Raw genomic sequence first — 17,761 nt, 5'->3', positions numbered from 1 at the left:
CTGGGGAGGCGCCCGTTCACGGTCGACGCTGAGGGCAGTCGACGCGTGGGAGGGGAGAGCGATGCCTGGAGTGCACGCGCTGCTGGCCGACGGGAGCACCGCACTGATCCGGCGTGCCGGGCCCGAGGACAGCGCCGAAGTGCTGCGGCTGTACGAGGAGATGTCGCCCCGCAACCTGCGGCTGCGCTTCTTCTCGCTCAGCGACCGTTCGGCGCGGCTGGCGGCCGAGGGGCTGCCCGATCCGCGTGACGCGACGTCCGCCGGGCATCTGGCTCTGGTGGCCGAGACGGGCGGGCGGCTCGTGGGGATCGCCGAGTCCGTGGTCGCGCCGGAGGGTTCGGACACCGCCGAGGTCTCGCTGGCGGTGGGCGACGAGTGGCATCACCGGGGCATCGGCACCCTGCTGCTGGAGCATCTGGTGGACGCGGCGCGTACGGCGGGCGTCGGCTCGCTCACGGCGTACGCGCTCTCCGAGAACCACGAGGTCCTCAAGGTCTTCGCCGATCTCGGACTGCACGTGGAGCGGCGGTTCGAGGGGCCCGAGGTGCGCTGCGTGGTGCGTCTGGAGCAGGACGAGCGGTACCTGGACGCGGTCGACGCGCGGGACAGGTCGGCGGACCTGCTGAGCCTGCGCCCGCTCCTGGAGCCCCGCTCGATCGCGGTCGTCGGCGCCGGACGCAAGCCCGGTTCCGTGGGCGGCGTGGTGCTGCGCAACCTCGCCCTCAGCGGCTTCACCGGGCCCCTGCACGCCGTCAATCCGCAGGCCCGCGCCGTGGCCGGGGTGCCCAGCGCCCCGTCCGTGGCCGAACTCCCCTTCGTACCCGACCTGGCGGTCCTGGCCGTGCCCGCCGACGACGTGCCGCGGACGGCCGAGCTCTGCGGCGAGCGGGGCGTACGGGCGCTGGCCGTCCTCTCCTCCGGGCTGGACCGGGAGCGGGGTGCCGCGCTGCTGGCGGCGTGCCGACGGCACGGTATGCGGCTCGTCGGGCCCAACTGCCTGGGCGTGGCCACCACGGGCGAGCACCGGATGAACGCGACGTTCGCCGCGCGGCCCCCGGCCTCCGGGACCACGGGCGTGGCCGTGCAGTCGGGCGGGGTCGGGATCGCCCTGCTCGACCGGCTGGACAGACTGGGCATGGGCGTCTCCGACTTCGTCTCGCTCGGCGACAAGTTCGACGTCAGCGGCAACGACATGCTGCGCTGGTGGGAGAGCGACGGCAGGACGGAGCTGGCGCTGCTGCACCTGGAGTCGTTCGGCAACCCGCGCGCGTTCGCGCGTACGGCGCGCCGCGTGGCCCGGCGGATGCCGGTGCTGACGGTGGACGCCGGACGGTCGGACGCGGGGCGGCGCGCCGCCGCCTCGCACACGGCCGCCGCCGCGACGCCCACCATGACGCGCGGCGCGCTCTTCACCCAGGCCGGGATCATCGCCGCCCACAGCATCGGCGAACTCGTCGACACCGCGGCGCTCCTGCACGCCCAGCCCCTGCCCACCGGCCGCTCGGTCGCGGTCGTCTCCAACGCGGGCGGCATCGGCGTCCTGACCGCCGACGCCTGCGCCGAAGCGGGACTGCGCGTGCCGCGGCTGCCCCCGGGGACGGTGGAGGCGCTGACGGAGCTGCTGCCCTCCGGGGCCTCCGCGCACAACCCCGTGGACACCACCGCCGCCGTCTCCGAGGACCGACTGCGCGCCTGCGTCGCCCTCCTGTCGGCCACCTCCGGCGTGGACGCCGTCGTCGTGGCCCTGGTCCCCACCGCGCTGGCCGCGGCGACCGGCGACGATCTGCTCCGGGCCCTCACCCACGCCCCGGACCGTCGCTCCCGAACGGTCGCCGCGGTCCTCCCCGGCCAGCAGGCCCCCGTCCAGCTCCACCACCACGGCGACGAGCCCAGGATCCCGGGCTACGCCGACGCCCGCCAGGCCGCCCACGCCCTCGCGCACGCCGCCACGTACGCGGAATGGCGGGCCCGCCCGCCCGGCACCGTGGCCGAGGCGCCGGGCGCGGACACCGCCGGGGCCCGGCTCATCGTCGAGGAGTGGCTGTCCTCGCACCCCGAGGGCGGCTGGCTCGACCCGCACACCTGCGCCCGCCTCCTGTGCCGTTACGCCCTCCCCCAGCAGCCCTGGCAGTGGGCGGCCACCGAGGACGAGGCCGTCGAGGCGGCCAGGACCGTTGCGCTGCCCCCGCCCCGGGGAACGGGCCGGGTGGCGCTCAAGGCCCACTGGCCCGGCCTGCTGCACAAGAGCGAGCAGGGCGCGGTGGCCCTGGACCTGACCACCGAGGCCGACATACGCGCCGCCTACCGGGACTTCGCGACCCGCTTCGAGGGCCAGCTCACGGGGGTGGTGGTGCAGCCGATGGCGCCGCGCGGCATCGAACTGTTCGCGGGCGTCGTCCAGGACGAGGTCTTCGGCCCGCTGGTCGTCTTCGGGCTCGGCGGCACGGCCACCGAGGTGCTGGCCGACCACGCCGCACGCCTCGCGCCGCTGACCGACCGCGACCTGCACGAGCTGATCACCTCGCCGCGGTGCGCCCCGCTCCTCTTCGGCCGCGGCGGTGGCGGTCCCGTCCACCTCGACGGCTTGGAGCGGCTGCTGACGGGGCTGTCCCGGATGGCCACCGACCTGCCCGAACTCGCCGAGGCCGACCTCAACCCCGTACTCGCCAGGCCCGACGCGGTCACCGCCCTCGACGCCCGCGTACGCCTCGTACCGCGCGAGCACCGCGACCCGTATCTGCGCAGGCTGCGCTGACCGCGACGGCCCCGGGAGGAGCAAGCACCGTGTCCGACGACGCGAACGCACCGTACGAGAGCGCCGTGCTCGGCAAGGACGGCCTGGACGCCCTGATCCGCGTCCTGGCCGAGGAGGGCCGCACCGTGATCGGACCGACGGTCCGGGACGGGGCCGTCGTGCTGGCGCCCTTGGAGTCGGGCGATCAGCTCCCCTACGGCTGGGGCGTCGAACTGGAGGCGGGCCGCTACCGGCTGCGGCCCCGCGAGGACGGTGCGGCGTTCGCGCACAGCGCGGGCCCCAACTCCTGGAAGACGTTCCTCCACCCGCAGCGCGAGCGGCAGTGGACCGCCGAGCGGGGCGCCGACGGCGGCATGACGGTCACGACGGAGGCGCCCGATGCCCCGGCCTACGCCTTCCTCGGGGTACGGCCGTGCGACCTGCGTGCCATCGCCGTGCAGGACCGGGTGCTGGCGAGCGGCCGGTACCGGGAGGGGGGCTATCAGGAGCGCCGGAGGGGGGCGTTCCTGATAGTCGCCGAGTGCACCGAGCCGGGCGCCACCTGCTTCTGCGTGTCCATGGGCTCGGGGCCCGGCGCGCAGGGGGGCTTCGACCTGGCGCTGACGGAGGTCGTCGACGATGAGGGCCACCGCTTCCTCGTCCGCGCGGGCAGCGAGGAGGGCGCGCGGGTGCTGGCCCGACTCCCCCGGCGTCCCGCCGACGCCGCCACCCGCGAGGAGGCGGAACGCGCGGTCGCGGCGGCCCGGGAGCGGATGGGCCGTGCCATGCCGCCGGTCGACCTGCGCGCGCTGATGGGCGCCAGCACGGAGGCGGCACGCTGGGACGACGTCGCCGCGCGCTGTCTGACGTGCGGCAACTGCACCATGGTCTGCCCCACGTGCTTCTGCACGACCACGGAGGACGTCACCGATCTGACCGGCGAGCACGCCGAGCGGTGGAGCCGCTGGGACTCCTGCTTCGACCTGGACTTCTCGTATCTCCACGGGGGTCCGGTCCGCTCCTCGGCGCGCAGCCGTTACCGGCAGTGGCTCACCCACAAGCTCGGCACCTGGCACGACCAGTTCGGTACGTCCGGATGCGTCGGCTGCGGGCGCTGCGTCGTGTGGTGCCCGGTCGGCATCGACATCACCGAAGAGGCCGCGGCGCTCCAGAAAGAGCGCGAGGAGCGCGAGGAGCGCGAAGCACGCGCGGAACACGAGGAGACGGAGCCGTGAGCGCGCCGCTCGCCGTGGGCCCGCCCGTGCCGCACCGCGTGACGCGGCACCGGCGGGAGTCCGCGGACACCGTCACGTTCGTGCTGGAACCCGTGGGCGAGGCGCTGCCGCCCTTCGCCCCGGGCCAGTTCGCGATGCTCTACGCCTTCGGGGTCGGCGAGATCCCGGTGTCCGTCTCCGGCCTGCCGGGACGGGGAGGCCTGGTCCACACCGTACGAGCAGTGGGCGCCGTCTCCGGCGCGCTGTGCCGCGTACGGAGCGGCGACGTGGTGGGCGTACGCGGTCCGTTCGGCACCGGCTGGGAGCTGGACTCCGCCCTCGGCCAGGACCTGCTCGTCGTCGCCGGGGGCATCGGGCTGGCGCCGCTGCGCCCGCTGGTGCAGGCGGCGCTCGCGGAGGCCGACGCGTACGGACGGCTCAACCTGCTGGTGGGCGCCCGCGATCCGGCCGGGCTGCTCTACCCCCGGCAGCTCCGCTCCTGGCGCACCGCACGCGTACAGGCCACCGTCGACCGTCCGGCCCCCGGGTGGACGGGGCATGTGGGCGTGGTCACCACCCTGCTGGGCGGCGCGGAGTTCGAGCCGTCCCGGACGACGGCCTTCGTGTGCGGGCCGGAGGTCATGATCCGTGCCACCGCGCGCGAGCTGCGGGAGGCGGGGCTGCCCGCGCCGCGCGTCCGCGTCTCGCTGGAGCGCAACATGCGCTGCGCCACGGGCCACTGCGGACACTGCCAGCTCGGCCCCGTCCTGCTCTGCCGCGACGGGCCCGTCATCGGCTGGGACCGCGCCGAACCGCTCCTCATGACGAGGGAGTTGTGACATGGACGGACGCCACGACCACGACCGTACGCCCACGCTGGCCGTCCACAAGCTGGCCTCCTGCGACGGCTGCCAGCTCACCCTGCTGGACTGCGAGGACGAGCTCCTCGCGCTCGCCGGCCGGGTCGAGATCGCGCACTTCCCCGAGGCGACCAGCGCCGTCCGGCCCGGCCCCTACGACCTGGCGCTCGTCGAGGGTTCCGTCACCACAGCCGCCGACGCCGAACGCGTGCAGCGGATCCGGGCCGAGGCGCGCCACCTGGTGACGATCGGGGCCTGCGCGACGGCGGGCGGCATCCAGGCGCTGCGCGACTTCGGCGACGTCGAGGAGTTCCGCTCGGTCGTCTACGCCCGGCCCGACTACATCGACAGCCTCGCCACCTCCACCCCCGTGGCCGCGCACGTGGACGTGGACTTCGAGCTGCGCGGCTGCCCCATCGACAAGGGCCAGCTCCTGGAGGTCGTCACCGCCTTCCTCACCGGCCGCAAGCCCGACGTCCCGAACCACAGCGTGTGCTTCGCCTGCAAGCGGCGCGGCACCGTCTGCGTGACCGTCGCGCACGGCACGCCCTGCCTGGGCCCCGTCACGCACGCCGGGTGCGGGGCGATCTGCCCGGCGTACGGGCGTGGCTGCTACGGCTGCTTCGGGCCGTCCGGCTCCGCGAACCTACCCGCGCTGATCCCGCTGCTGCGCCGCGACGGCATGGCCGAACGCGACGTCGAACGGTTCCTGCGCACGTACAACGCGCGGACCTTCGCCCAGCGTCCGCGGGGACCCGAGGAGGACTCATGACGCACCGGGGATCCCGCGTCCTGCACGTCGGCGCGCTCTCCCGGGTCGAGGGCGAGGGAGCGCTGCACGTGAGCGTGCGCGACGGCCGGGTGACGGACGCCCGGCTGTCGATCTACGAACCGCCGCGCTTCTTCGAGGCGTTCCTGCGCGGCCGGGCTCACACCGAGCCGCCCGACATCACCGCGCGGGTGTGCGGCATCTGCCCCGTCGCGTACCAGATGAGCGCGTGCCGCGCGATCGAGGACGCCTGCGGCGTAGAGGTCGGCGGGCAGCTCGCCGCGCTGCGCAGGCTGCTGTACTGCGGCGAGTGGATCGAGAGCCAGGCCCTGCACATCTATCTGCTGCACGCCCCGGACTTCCTCGGCCGGGACGGCGCGATCGAGCTGGCCCGCACCCACCGCGCCGAGGTCGAGCGCGGCCTGCGCCTGAAGCAGGCGGGCAACGCGCTGCTGGAGCTGCTCGGCGGGCGCGCCGTGCACCCGGTCAACGTCCGGCTCGGCGGCTTCCACCGGGTCCCGACGGCGGCCGAACTGCGGCCCCTCGCCGACCGGCTGCGCGCCGCGCGCGACGACGCGTGGGAGACCCTGCGCTGGGTCTCCGGCTTCGGCTTCCCCGACGCCGCCGTCGACGCCGACCTGCTCGCGCTGGCCGAACCGGGCACGTACGCCATCGAGCGCGGCACCCCGAGGGTGCTGCCCGCCGATCCGGCACGGCCCGCGTACGGCTTCCCCGTACGGGAGTTCACCCGGCACGTGGTGGAGGAGCAGGTGCCGCACTCCACCGCGCTCCACTCCCGGCTGGACGGTCGGCGCCATCTGACGGGCCCGCTGGCCCGGTTCGCGCTCAGCGGCCGGTGGCTGGCGCCGGAGCTGTGCGAGGCCGCGGTCTCCGCCGGGCTGGGCGACCCCCGTCAGGCCCGCCGCGACTCGGTGTGCCGCAACCCGTTCCGCTCGATCGTGATCCGCGCGCTGGAAGTGATCCACGCGATCGACGAGGCCCTGCGGATCATCGCGGCGTACGAGCCGCCGCCGTGCCCCGCGCTCGACGTGCCGCCGCGCGCCGCCACCGGGCACGGCGCCACGGAGGCCCCGCGCGGACTGCTGTACCACCGCTACCGGATGGACGTGGACGGCACGCTCACCGACGCGCTGCTCGTCCCGCCGACCGCGCAGAACCAGGGCGCCATCGAGGAGGATCTGCGCCGCACCACGCAGTTCGCGCTCGACTCCGGCTCCCCCACCGACGCCGAGCTGACCGCCCTGTGCGAACGGGCGATCCGCAACCACGACCCGTGCATCTCCTGCTCCACGCACTTCCTCGACCTGACGGTCGACCGAGGCTAGGGGGCCTGCCGTGCGCCACCTCGACGAGTACCGCGACCCCGTACTGGCACGCACGCTGCTGGACGAGCTGCACCGTACGGCCACCCGCGGCTGGCAGATCATGGAGGTGTGCGGCGGCCAGACGCACACCCTGGTGCGGCAGGGCATCGACGAGCTGCTGCCCGCGGGCATGCGCATGGTGCACGGGCCCGGCTGCCCCGTCTGCGTCACCCCGCTGGAGACGCTCGACCGCGCCCTGGCCATCGCCGCCCGGCCCGGCGTGACGCTGACCAGCTTCGGGGACATGCTGCGCGTGCCGGGCTCCTCCTGCGACCTGCTGGCGCTGCGGGCCAGGGGCGCGGACGTACGGGTGGTGTACTCGCCGATGGACGCGGTGCGGATGGCCGCCGGGGCACCCGAGCGGGAGGTCGTCTTCCTCGCCGTCGGCTTCGAGACGACCGCGCCCGCCAACGCGATGGCCGTGCTGCACGCCGACCGCCTCGGGCTGGCCAACTTCAGCGTGCTGGTCAGCCACGTCCTGGTGCCGCCCGCGATGACCGCGCTGCTGGAGGACCCGGACTGCCAGGTGCAGGCGTTCCTCGCCGCGGGACACGTCTGCGCGGTGATGGGCTGGACCGCCTACGAGCCGCTGGCGGCCCGGTACCGGGTGCCGATCGTGGTCACCGGCTTCGAGCCGCTCGACCTGCTGGAGGGCATCCTCATGGCCGTCCGCCAGCTCGAAGAGGGCCGCGCCGAGGTGGAGAACCAGTACGCCCGGGCCGTGCGCCGCGACGGCAACCGCGAGGCACGCTCGACGGTCGACCGGGTCTTCCGCGTCTCCGACCGCGCCTGGCGCGGCCTGGGCACGCTGCCCGCCAGCGGCCTCGAACTCCGCGAGGCCTACGCCCGGTTCGACGCCGCCCGCCGCTACGACGTGGGAGGGCTGAGCCCCCGCGAGCACCCGGACTGCATCGCGGGCGCCGTCCTGACCGGCGCCGCGCTGCCCACCGACTGCGCGGCGTACGGCACGAGCTGTACGCCGCGCACGCCGCTGGGCGCCCCGATGGTGTCGTCCGAGGGCACGTGCGCGGCCTTCCACCGCGCGGGCCGGACCCGCGCCCCCGCCTCACGCCCCGAGGGAGCCGAACGATGACCACCGACTGCCCCGTCCCGTACGCCGAACACGACCGCGTGCAGCTCGGTCACGGCGCTGGGGGGCGCCTGACCGCGGAGCTGCTCGACGCGCTGGTGCTGCCCGCCCTCGCCCCCGGGACTCCCCCGGGGCCCCTGGAGGACGCCGCGCTGCTCCCGGATACGCCGGAACTCGTGCTCAGCACCGACGGGTTCGTGGTCAGCCCGCTCTTCTACCCCGGCGGCGACATCGGCTCCCTCGCCGTGCACGGCACGGTCAACGACCTGGCGATGCGCGGCGCGGTGCCGCTCGCGCTGGCGGTCGCGCTGATCGCCGAGGAAGGCCTGGAGACGAGCGTGCTGCGAGCCGTTCTGGAGTCCCTGGGCAAGGCGGCCGAGGCCGCGCGCGTACCGGTGATCACCGGGGACACCAAGGTCGTCGGCCGGGGCGCGGCGGACCAGGTCTTCCTCACCACGACCGGCGTCGGCCGCCGCCTTCCGGGACTGTGCCCGACCTCGGCGGGGGCCCGCCCCGGGGACGCGGTGCTGCTCTCCGGGCCGCTGGGACTGCACGGCACCGCCGTGCTCAGCACCCGCGAGGGGCTCGGCTTCGAGGCGGACATCGCCTCCGACTCCCGCCCCCTGCACACGCTCGTGCGGCGGCTGGCGGAGCTGGGGCCCGACGTCCACGCGCTGCGCGACCCGACGAGGGGTGGCCTCGCCGCGGCCCTCAACGAGATCGCCCGCGACTCGCGCGTGACGGTCGAGGTCGCGGAGGACGTGCTTCCGGTGCCCGGCCCGGTCGCCGCCGCCTGCGAACTCCTCGGCCTGGACCCGCTGCACGTCGCCAACGAGGGCTGCCTGGTCGCCTTCGTCGCGCCCGGATCCGCCGAACGGGCGCTGACCGCGCTGCGCTCACGGCCCGAGGGCGCGGACGCGGTGCGGATCGGCGAGGTCACGGCCGCGACCCCGGACCCGGCCCCGGAGGGCGCTGTCACCCTGCGCACCGCCATCGGGGCCACCCGCGTGCTGGACATGCCGCTCGGCGAGCTGCTGCCGCGCATCTGCTGACCGGCCGCCGCGCCGGTGGAGGAGGGGAACGGAATGAAGCACCGCAGGATCGACAACGTGATGACCGAGGCGGCGCGGACCATGGCCCGCCGCTCCGTCGAACGGCTGCCCGTGACCGGCCAGAACGGCACCCTCGTCGGCATCGTGACCCGTAGCGACCTGCTGCGCGTCTTCCTCCGCGGCGACGAGGTAGTGACGCTCAGGGGCCGCCTGGAGCGCCGCAGCGAAGTCCCCGTCGCCGTACGCATGGCCGAACGCGACTGGACGCGCACGCTGTGAACCACGAGGAGCGCGGAATCCCGACGATCACGAGGTCCCGGCTGCTCGCCACGCTGCCCGAGGGGCACGGGGAGCGGCTCCTCGGCCTGGCGCGCGAGGTCACCTTCCCCGCCGGCTCTCGGGTCTTCCACGAGGGCGGTAAGGCCGACCGGTTCTGGATCCTGCGCAGCGGCATGGTGGCCCTGGAGGCGCATGTGCCGGGCCGCCGCGATCAGGTCATCGAGACCCTCGGCCGCGGCGAACTCCTCGGCTGGTCCTGGCTGCTGGAGCCGTACGCATGGCACCTGGGCGCCCGCGCCGTGAACCGGACGCACGCCTACGAGTTCGACGCCGCCGAGGTCCGTCGTCTCTGTGCGCGGGACCCCGTGCTGGGCCAGGCCCTCGCGCTGCACGTCGTCGGCGTCGTCGCGCGGAGGCTCCAGGCCGCCCGCACCCGGCTGCTCGACCTGTACGGCCCGTCCGGCACGGCGGGGGCCGGCTGAGCGGGGAGGCCCGCCTCACGCCTCCGTCCTCCCCGGTACCAGCACCACCGGGCAGTGCGCGTGGTGAAGCAGCACGTGGGTGACCGGGCCCAGCTGGAGGGAGAGCCGACGGCGGGGACGGTGCGTGGTGAGGACGACGACGTCCGCCGCGCGGCTGGCCTCCCGCAGCACGGAGGCCGCGTCCGCGCAGCTGTGATCGGCGACGACCTTGACGTCGGCGAACTCCTCGCGGAACGGGGAGAAGGCGTGGCGCGCGACGTCTTCCGCCGCCTTGCGGTGCTCCTCCAGCTCCCGCGCGTCGTTCTCCGAGGGAGGCAGCCGCAGCCCCTCCGGAAGCGGTGGATACAGCCAGGTGTGCAGCGCGTTCAGCGTCGCCCCGCGCCGCCGTGCCTCCTCGAAGGCGAACCGCACGGCCGTACGGTCGGTCTCGGCGTCGCTCTTCACGCCGAGCAGCACCGTGTTCCGCGTCTCCGTGCGCTGCTCGTGCTCGTCGCCGCGCACCACCATCAGCGGCCCCTCGCAGTGCGCGGCGACGCGGAGACCGACCGAGCCGAGCAGGAGCCCGGCGAAGCCGCCGTGCCCGCGCGTGCCGACCACGGTCAGCGGGGCGTCGCGGCTCGCGCCCACGAGCGCGGGCGCCGCGGCCTCCCGGGTCAGCGTCGCCGAGACCGGCAGCCCGGGACGGCTCTCCTCGATGTGCGCGACGAGCTCGTCGAGCATGGCCTGCGCCGTCTCGCGGTCGCTCACGGCCGCGTCCGCGCCGAGCCCCGGGGCGGAGAACGCGTTGGGCGCCCAGGGCCAGCCGCACAGCACGTCGAGCCCGGTCCCCCGGCGGACGGCCTCGGCCGCCGCGCGGTCCACGGCGTGGGCTGCCGGTGCCGAGCCGTCGTAGCCGACGACGACGTGATCGCGGGTGTCCGTCATGTCCGTTCGCCTCATTCCTGCCCGTGGGCCGTGCCCGTGGGCGGCCGTCGTGAAGGTCAGAGCCGGTCGGAGACGAACTCGGCCAGGTCGAGCAGCCTGTTGGCGTAGCCCCACTCGTTGTCGTACCAGCCGAAGACCTTCGCCAGGGCGCCGTTGGTCTGGGTCAGGGGCGCGTCCACGACGCAGGAGGCGGGGTCGCCGACGATGTCGCGGGAGACGATCGGGGCCGTGCTGACCCGCAGCACGCCGCTGAGCGGGCCCCGGGACGCCTCGGTGAACGCGGCGTTGATCTCGTCCGCGTCCGCCGGACGGCGCAGCACCACGGTCAGGTCCGTGAGCGAGCCGTCCTCCACGGGGACGCGCAGGGACAGGCCGTCGAGGGCGCCGTCCAGCTCGGGCACGACCGCGCCGACGGCCCGCGCCGCCCCGGTGCTGGTGGGGATGATGCTCAGCGCCGCCGACCGGGCGCGCCGCAGGTCCTTGTGCGGGCCGTCCAGCAGCGACTGGTCGTTGGTGTAGCCGTGCACGGTGGTCATCAGCCCGCGCTCGATGCCGAACCGCTCGTGCAGCACCCGCACCATCGGCACGACGCAGTTGGTGGTGCAGGAGGCCGCGGAGACGACGTGGTGCCGCGCCGGGTCGTACACGGACTCGTTGACGCCCATCACCACGGTGGCGTCGGCGCCCTTGCCCGGTGCCGACAGGAGGACCTTGCGCGCGCCCGCCTCCAGGTGCCGCGCCGCGTCCTCACGGGCCCGGAACCGTCCGGTGGACTCGATCACCACGTCCACCCCCTGCTCCGCCCAGGGGAGTGCGCCGGGATCGCGTACGGCGGTCACCGCGATGTGGCTGCCCCCGACCGTCAGGACACCGGTCTCGTGGGAGACGGGCCGCTGGAGGCGGCCGTAGGTGGAGTCGTACTCCAGCAGGTGGGCGAGGACCGCCTCCGGCGCGATGTCGTTGACCGCCACCACCTCCACGGGGGTGCCCTTGCCCTCGGCGCGCTCCAGCGCTCCCCGTAAGCAGCAGCGCCCGATCCGCCCGAAGCCGTTGATGCCGACCCTGACCGTCATGCCGTCCTCCCTCTGCCGTCAGCGGCCCCCGTCACGCACATGCTCCTTGCGGTACGCGACGGGACCACAGGGCCGAAGAGGGGACGGCCCGGGGGCCGAACGGCCCTGCGTGTCCGGCCGGTCCGCACGTCCGCCCGGCGCGGCCCCTAGGCTCGCTGTATGCCCAAGGCGACCGGCGTGTTCAAGCGCCTCGTGCTCGGCAGGGCCATGCGCAGCGAGGAGCTGCAGGAGACGCTGCTGCCCAAGCGTCTGGCGTTGCCGGTCTTCGCCTCCGATCCGCTGTCGTCCGTGGCCTACGCCACGCAGGAGATCCTGCTCGTCCTCACCCTCGGCGGCCTGGCGTACCTGCACTTCGTCCCGTGGATCGCGGCCGCTGTGGTGCTGCTGCTGACCGTGGTGGTCCTCTCCTACCGGCAGGTCGTGCGCGCCTACCCCAGCGGCGGCGGCTCGTACGAGGTCGTCTCGACCAACCTGGGCCCGTCCGCCGGCCTGCTGGTCGCCGCGTCGCTCATGGTCGACTACGTGATGACGGTGGCCGTCTCCGTCGCCTCCGGGGTGGACAACGTCCTCTCCGCGCTGCCGCAGCTCGCCGAGCACCGCGTCCTGCTCGCCGTGGGCTTCGTCGTCCTGCTCACCACGGTGAATCTGCGCGGTGTCCGCGAGTCGGGCCGCGCCTTCGCCGCCCCGACCTACCTCTTCATCGGCGGCATCCTGATCATGGTCGCCACAGGCCTGGTGCGCTACGCGCTCGGCGACGCGCCCGTGGCGGAGAGCGCCGCCCACGGCATCGAGCCCGCCGACGGCAGCGCCGACCTGACCGGCCTGGCCCTGGTCATGCTGGTGCTGCGGGCCTTCTCCAGCGGCTGCACCGCGCTGACCGGGGTGGAGGCGATCTCCAACGGCGTGCCCGCCTTCCGCAAGCCCAAGTCCCGCAACGCCGCCACCACCCTGGCCGCGATGGGCGCCCTCGCCCTCACCATGTTCGTCGGCGTCACCACGCTGGCCCTGATCTCCAAGGTGCACATCGCCGACGACGCCTGCCGGCTGACCGGCGCCGACGGCGACTGCGGCTCCGTCCATCAGCGCACGGTGATCGCCCAGGTCGCCGCCGCCGTCTTCGGCGGCGAGCACAGCGTCGGCTTCTACGCCATCCAGGCGGCCACCGCCCTGATCCTGATCCTGGCCGCGAACACCGCCTTCAACGGCTTCCCGCTGCTGGCCTCGATCCTGGCCCGCGACCGCTACCTGCCCCGCCAGATGCACAGCCGCGGCGACCGGCTGGCCTTCTCCAACGGCATCCTCGCCCTGGCGACCATGGCCGGGCTGCTGCTGTGGGGGTTCGAGGCCGACGTCACCAGCCTCATCCACCTCTACATCCTGGGCGTGTTCACCTCTTTCACGCTCTCCCAGTCAGGCATGGTGCGTCACTGGAACGGGGTGCTGCGCACCCTCAGCGACCCGGCGGAGCGCCGCCGTCACCACCTGATCCGCGCCCTCAACGCGGTCGGGGCCGTCGTCACCGGCCTGGTCCTGGTGATCGTCCTGGCGACGAAGTTCACCCAGGGAGCCTGGCTCGCCGTCCTCGCCGCCGCCGTCCTCTGGCTGACGATGCGGGGCATCCGCCGCCACTACGACGCCACCGCCGCCGAACTCGCCGTCACCGACCCGCGTGACGAACTGCGCCCGCCCTCCAGGATCGTGGCGATCGTGCTGGTCTCCACCCTCCACAAGCCGACGCTCCGGGCCCTCGCCTACGCACGGGCCTTCCGGCCGGACCGGCTGGAGGCCCTCACCGTCGCCGTCGACCGGGACGACACACGGACCCTGGAGGACCAGTGGCAGACCCTCGGCACCGACATCTCCCTCAGGGTCCTCGACTCGCCCTACCGCGAGATCACCCGCCCCGTCGTCCACTACGTGCGCTCGGTCCGCCGCGACAGTCCACGCGACCTGCTCGCCGTGTTCATCCCCGAGTACGTGGTCGGCCACTGGTGGGAGAACCTCCTGCACAACCAGTCCGCCCTGTGGCTCAAGAGCCGCCTGCTGTTCACCCCCGGCGTGACGGTCATCAGCGTCCCCTGGCAACTCGCCTCCTCCGCACGCGCCGACCGCCCCGCCGTATCGGCACCCGGCGCGGTCCGCCGCGGCCACCCGCCGCCCCAGCGCAAGCGCTGACGGGACGGGACACCGGACGGACTGATGCCGCCGCAGGTGATCAGGTCCCCGTCATCCACCACACGTCCGTACGTGAGCTTCCCGCCCTGCTCGGCGAGGTCCTCGCGGGCCGCGAAGTGCGTCGTGCACGGTCTGAGGTGAGGGCGCGCCGCCGGACGGGCCGCCGCCGGGCCCGGTCAGGGTGACCGTCCGGCCCGGGGCGAGGGCTCTCAGGTCGTGCAGGGGTCAGGTCCATGAATGCCTTTTCCAGGGACGCCTGACGAGGAGATGGTCGGCAGTCAGCTCCATCTCGCTCATCAGATGGCTGGACATCAGCACGGCAGGTCCCTCGGCGGCCATCCTGCGCATGAGAGAGCGGATCCACACGATTCCCTCGGGATCGAGACCATTCCTGAGAGGGACCGGCTGCGAGTCGTACGTCCTCCCCATGACGGCAGCGGTGCCCGTGATGACCACGAGTCACGAGCACCGCACCAGCGTCGTCGGCGGACATGGGAGCGCATGGACGAAAGCGTCACTCACACCTGCGGCCTCGGCTCTCGCGTTCTCCGGAGCCGTCCCCTCAGTGCGCATGCATGCCGCCCGACATCTGCGGCTTGCCCGTGGGCACCAGGGCCAGGGCTGCCAGGGCGCTGACCGCCGCACCGATCGCGCAGACGGCGAAGGCGGTGGTGAAGCCGGAGACGGCGCCGCGTTCGATGCCGGCCGCGGCCGCCGTGGAGACGACGGCGACGCCGATCGAACCGCCCACCTCGTGGAAGGTGTTGACGACTCCCGAGGCGAGTCCGGCCTCGTGGTGGTCGATCATGGCGAGGGCCGTGGTCGTGGCGGTGACGAACACCGCGCCGATACCGAAGGAGGCAACGACGAAGCCGGGGAGCAGGACCGTGCCGACCCCGCCGCCGTCCAGGAACCAGGCCAGCGGCACGGTACCCAGCGCGGCGACGGTCATACCGGTGACCGCGGTCGTACGGCTGCCCAGCTTGCCGACCGTCCGTGAGCCGAGGTGTGCGCCGAGTGCGGTCGCCGCGGCCACGGGCAGGAACACGAGTCCGGTCCTCATCGGGCTGAGGCCTCGGACGTGCTGGAGGTACACCGAGCCGAGGAAGAAGAACGCGATGAGCAGCGCGGTGGCGATGAGCATCAGGAACGAGCCCGCCACCACGGGACGCCGGGTGAACATGCGGAGGTCCATCAGCGGGGAGCTGCTGGCGCGTTCGACGGCCGCGAAGACGCCGTAGAGGACGATCGCCGCGGCGAGGGGCAGCAGCGTGGCGGGGCCGGACCAGCCCGAGTCGCCCGCCTCCACCAGGCCGTAGATCAGCGCCCCGGTACCGGCGGTGACGAGCAGCGCGCCGGGCAGGTCGAGGCGGGCCGGGCGCGGGGGGCGGTGCGCGACGACTGCGGGGAGGGCGATGAGGACGAGCACCCCCACGGGCACGTTGACGTAGAACACCCACTGCCAGCCCGGGCCGTCGGTGAGAATGCCGCCGAGGAGCACGCCCGCGGCCGAACCGGCGGCGCCGATGGCCGACCAGATCCCGAGGGCACGGTTGCGTTCGGGGCCGTGGAAGGTGGTGGTGACGATGGCGAGCGCCGCGGGGGACAGCAGCGCCGCGCCGACGCCCTGGGCGATGCGTCCGCCGAGCAGAGCCGTCCCGCTGGTGGCGAGCCCGGTGGCCAGTGAGGCAGCGGTGAAGACGGCGAGCCCGGCGAGCAGGGTACGGCGGGCGCCGAGGGCGTCGGCGAGACGGCCGCCGAGCAGCATCAGCCCGCCGAAGCAGAGGGTGTACGCGGTGACGACCCAGGTCAGTGTCGTGCGGCCGAGGTCGAGGTCGGCGGCCATGTCGGGCAGGGCGACGTTCACCACGGTCACATCGAGGATCAGCATGAACTGGGCGAGGCAGATGAGGGTGAGCGCCGTCCAGCGGCGAGGGTCGGCGGGGGGTCGCTGTTCGGGCGATTCGTGGTGGGTGGCGGCCTCGTGGTGGCTCATGACGGGTCCTTGGGTCGGCGGTCGCGGGGGCGCGAGGGGGCGAGGCAGAGGGCGAGGACGATGCCGAGCGCGCAGACGCCGGTACCTGCAGCCATCGCGGAGCCCATGCCGTCGGTGAAGGCGCGGCGGGCCGTGTCGGCGAAGGCGGCTCCGGCTTCGCCGGGCAGCTTTGCGGCAGCGGTCAGCGCGGTGCCGAGCGATTCGCGTGCGGCATCGAGCAGTTCGGGCGGTGCGGTGCGGCCCAGGTCCTGGTCGAGGTCGGCCCGGTAGCCGCTGTTGAGGAGGCTGCCCAGGACGGCCACTCCGGTCGCGGCACCGAGCTGGAGGGAGGCGCTGTTGGTCGCGGCGCCGACTCCGAGGTCGTTCTCCGGCAGTGAGCCGATGATGGCGTCGCTGGTGGAGGTGATGACGAACCCGGCGCCGGTTCCCAGGAGAAGGAGAGAGACGAGCACCCGTCCGTAGCCGTCCTCGGCCGTCGCCGTGCCCAGTACGGCCAGCGCGGCGCCCAGACAGGTGAGGCCCGCCACGGCGACGGCCCGCATGCCCAGACGCGGCGCGAGGACGCCGGCCAGCGGTCCCGCGATCAGCAGAGCGAGGGCCGCGGGTCCCAGCCGCAGGCCGGTCTCCCCCGCGCTGTAGCCGAGGACGAACTGCAGATGCTGCACGACGACGAAGAGCATGCCGATCAGGCTGAAGGCGCCGAGCAGGATGAGGAGATCACCGGCGGCCAGGGCCCGGTGCCGGAAGATGCTCAGCGGCAGCATGGGGGCCCGACTGTGCCACTGCCAGGCGATGAACGCGCCGACGAGCACCGCCCCCGCGGCCATGCCGCCGAGCACCGGGACGCTGGTCCAGCCCCGGTCGGGTCCCTCGATCACCGCCCACAGCAGGCAGCCCACGGCGGTCACGGAGAGCAGTGCGCCGGGGACGTCGGGCCTGCGTATCTGCCGGGCCCGGGAGTTGGGCACGAGGAAGACCGTGGCGAGGACTATGGCGAGGCCGATCGGCAGGTTGATCAGGAAGACCGATCCCCACCAGAAGTGGTTCAGCAGCCAGCCGCCGGCCATCGGCCCGAGGACCGTGCCGACGCCGACCGCGGCCGACCAGATGCCGATGGCTTTCGTACGTTCCGGGCCCTTCGGGAAGATGCTCGCGATGATCGCGAGGGTCGCGGGCATCAGCAGGGCCTCGCCGACACCCATGGCGCCCCGAGCCATGATGAGCGCCGCCACGGAGTCCGCGTACGCGGCGGCCACCGAGGAGGCCGTGAACAGCACCAGCCCGCTCAGGTACACCCACTTGCGGCCGAGACGGTCGGCGAGGCTGCCGCAGAACAGCATCAGACTGCCCGCCATGAGGGCGTAGCTGTCGACGATCCACTGCAACCCGCTGGTCGTGGCCCCCAGTTCACCGACCAGTGTCGGCAGGGCGACGTTGAGCACGGTGGTGTCGAGACCGGTCAGCACCAGGCTTCCGCCGAGCACAGCGAGGACGAGCCACCGCCTTGCGGGCGGGGCGCCACCGCGTATCGGCGCGTTCACGAGAGGGGCTGTCGACGGCAAGGGTGCCTCCAGGAGGGACAAGGAGCGAGTGGAACGAGTGGGGCCGGCTGGAAGGAGGCGGGTACGCGCGCTGCGCGAGGTGTGAGGGGGCACCCGCGGCAGCAGCTCCCCTGGGCCCCTTCTGGCGGATCTTGCTGGGCTCGCGGCGCCCTGCGACTCCTCCCCC

14 protein-coding genes and 1 pseudogene are annotated in these 17,761 nt (G+C 74.0%); 10 read left to right on the top strand and 5 right to left on the bottom strand.

The annotated features are described in order from the left end of the window. The first annotated feature begins 61 nt into the window (after positions 1–61). The 9 genes from ACGF3A_RS40140 to ACGF3A_RS40100 are packed head-to-tail and all read left to right on the top strand — an operon-like array spanning position 62 to position 9,865. Positions 62–2,755, top strand: a complete 2,694-nt coding sequence (locus ACGF3A_RS40140; RefSeq protein ID WP_393735504.1) for a GNAT family N-acetyltransferase — start codon at positions 62–64, stop codon at positions 2,753–2,755. A gap of 29 nt (positions 2,756–2,784) precedes the next feature. Beyond that, positions 2,785–3,969: a 4Fe-4S dicluster domain-containing protein gene (locus ACGF3A_RS40135; protein ID WP_393735503.1), complete on the top strand. Its 1,185-nt coding sequence runs from the start codon at positions 2,785–2,787 to the stop codon at positions 3,967–3,969. Beyond that, positions 3,966–4,787 (top strand): FAD/NAD(P)-binding protein, encoded by an 822-nt coding sequence (locus tag ACGF3A_RS40130; RefSeq protein WP_393735502.1) that lies wholly within the window; start codon positions 3,966–3,968, stop codon positions 4,785–4,787. Before ACGF3A_RS40135 ends, ACGF3A_RS40130 begins: the two co-directional genes overlap by 4 nt. Position 4,788: 1 nt before the next feature. Then, on the top strand, positions 4,789–5,580 hold the full coding sequence (locus ACGF3A_RS40125) for an oxidoreductase (protein ID WP_393735501.1): 792 nt from the start codon (positions 4,789–4,791) through the stop codon (positions 5,578–5,580). Beyond that, positions 5,577–6,923, top strand: coding sequence for a Ni/Fe hydrogenase subunit alpha (locus ACGF3A_RS40120; RefSeq protein ID WP_393735500.1), 1,347 nt, complete (start codon positions 5,577–5,579; stop codon positions 6,921–6,923). Before ACGF3A_RS40125 ends, ACGF3A_RS40120 begins: the two co-directional genes overlap by 4 nt. Before the next feature lie 10 nt (positions 6,924–6,933). After that, a complete protein-coding gene (gene hypD, locus ACGF3A_RS40115; protein WP_393735499.1) occupies positions 6,934–8,055 on the top strand; it encodes a hydrogenase formation protein HypD in 1,122 nt (373 codons plus the stop codon). Further along, a complete protein-coding gene (hypE, locus tag ACGF3A_RS40110) occupies positions 8,052–9,104 on the top strand; it encodes a hydrogenase expression/formation protein HypE (RefSeq protein WP_393735498.1) in 1,053 nt (350 codons plus the stop codon). The genes hypD and hypE overlap by 4 nt, the downstream gene beginning before the upstream one ends. 33 nt (positions 9,105–9,137) lie before the next feature. Continuing rightward, entirely contained in the window at positions 9,138–9,383 is a 246-nt protein-coding gene (locus ACGF3A_RS40105; RefSeq protein WP_393735497.1) for a CBS domain-containing protein, read from the top strand. Beyond that, complete coding sequence (locus ACGF3A_RS40100; protein ID WP_393735496.1) at positions 9,380–9,865, top strand: cyclic nucleotide-binding domain-containing protein; 486 nt, start codon at positions 9,380–9,382, stop codon at positions 9,863–9,865. The genes ACGF3A_RS40105 and ACGF3A_RS40100 overlap by 4 nt, the downstream gene beginning before the upstream one ends. Before the next feature lie 15 nt (positions 9,866–9,880). On the opposite strand, the gene ACGF3A_RS40095 is transcribed toward ACGF3A_RS40100, so the two are convergent. After that, positions 9,881–10,789 carry a universal stress protein gene (locus ACGF3A_RS40095; RefSeq protein ID WP_393735495.1) on the bottom strand — a complete coding sequence of 303 codons (909 nt, stop codon included), beginning with the start codon at positions 10,787–10,789 and terminating at the stop codon, positions 9,881–9,883. Between the two features lie 56 nt (positions 10,790–10,845). Next, the gene (gap, locus tag ACGF3A_RS40090; protein WP_393735494.1) at positions 10,846–11,862 is read right to left on the bottom strand and encodes a type I glyceraldehyde-3-phosphate dehydrogenase; all 1,017 of its coding nucleotides are present in this window, start codon (positions 11,860–11,862) and stop codon (positions 10,846–10,848) included. A gap of 159 nt (positions 11,863–12,021) precedes the next feature. Here gap and ACGF3A_RS40085 point away from each other — a divergent pair, with 159 nt between their 5' ends. Then, positions 12,022–14,037 carry an APC family permease gene (locus ACGF3A_RS40085; RefSeq protein ID WP_393735493.1) on the top strand — a complete coding sequence of 672 codons (2,016 nt, stop codon included), beginning with the start codon at positions 12,022–12,024 and terminating at the stop codon, positions 14,035–14,037. A 258-nt stretch (positions 14,038–14,295) separates the two neighbouring features. Here the strand turns inward: ACGF3A_RS40085 and ACGF3A_RS40080 are convergent. The 3 genes and pseudogenes from ACGF3A_RS40080 to ACGF3A_RS40070 form a co-directional block, all read right to left on the bottom strand. Then, positions 14,296–14,427: pseudogene (locus tag ACGF3A_RS40080) on the bottom strand (ABC transporter ATP-binding protein); the annotation flags it as partial. Positions 14,428–14,599: 172 nt separating this feature from the next. Further along, positions 14,600–16,033, bottom strand: coding sequence for an MFS transporter (locus ACGF3A_RS40075; protein WP_393735492.1), 1,434 nt, complete (start codon positions 16,031–16,033; stop codon positions 14,600–14,602). Continuing rightward, on the bottom strand, positions 16,030–17,574 hold the full coding sequence (locus ACGF3A_RS40070; RefSeq protein WP_393735491.1) for a DHA2 family efflux MFS transporter permease subunit: 1,545 nt from the start codon (positions 17,572–17,574) through the stop codon (positions 16,030–16,032). Before ACGF3A_RS40070 ends, ACGF3A_RS40075 begins: the two co-directional genes overlap by 4 nt. Between the last annotated feature and the right edge of the window lie 187 nt (positions 17,575–17,761).

Source organism: Streptomyces sp. NPDC048172 (assembly GCF_043202595.1).
Lineage (GTDB): Bacteria > Actinomycetota > Actinomycetes > Streptomycetales > Streptomycetaceae > Streptomyces.
This window is presented reverse-complemented; position numbering and strand designations above follow the sequence as displayed.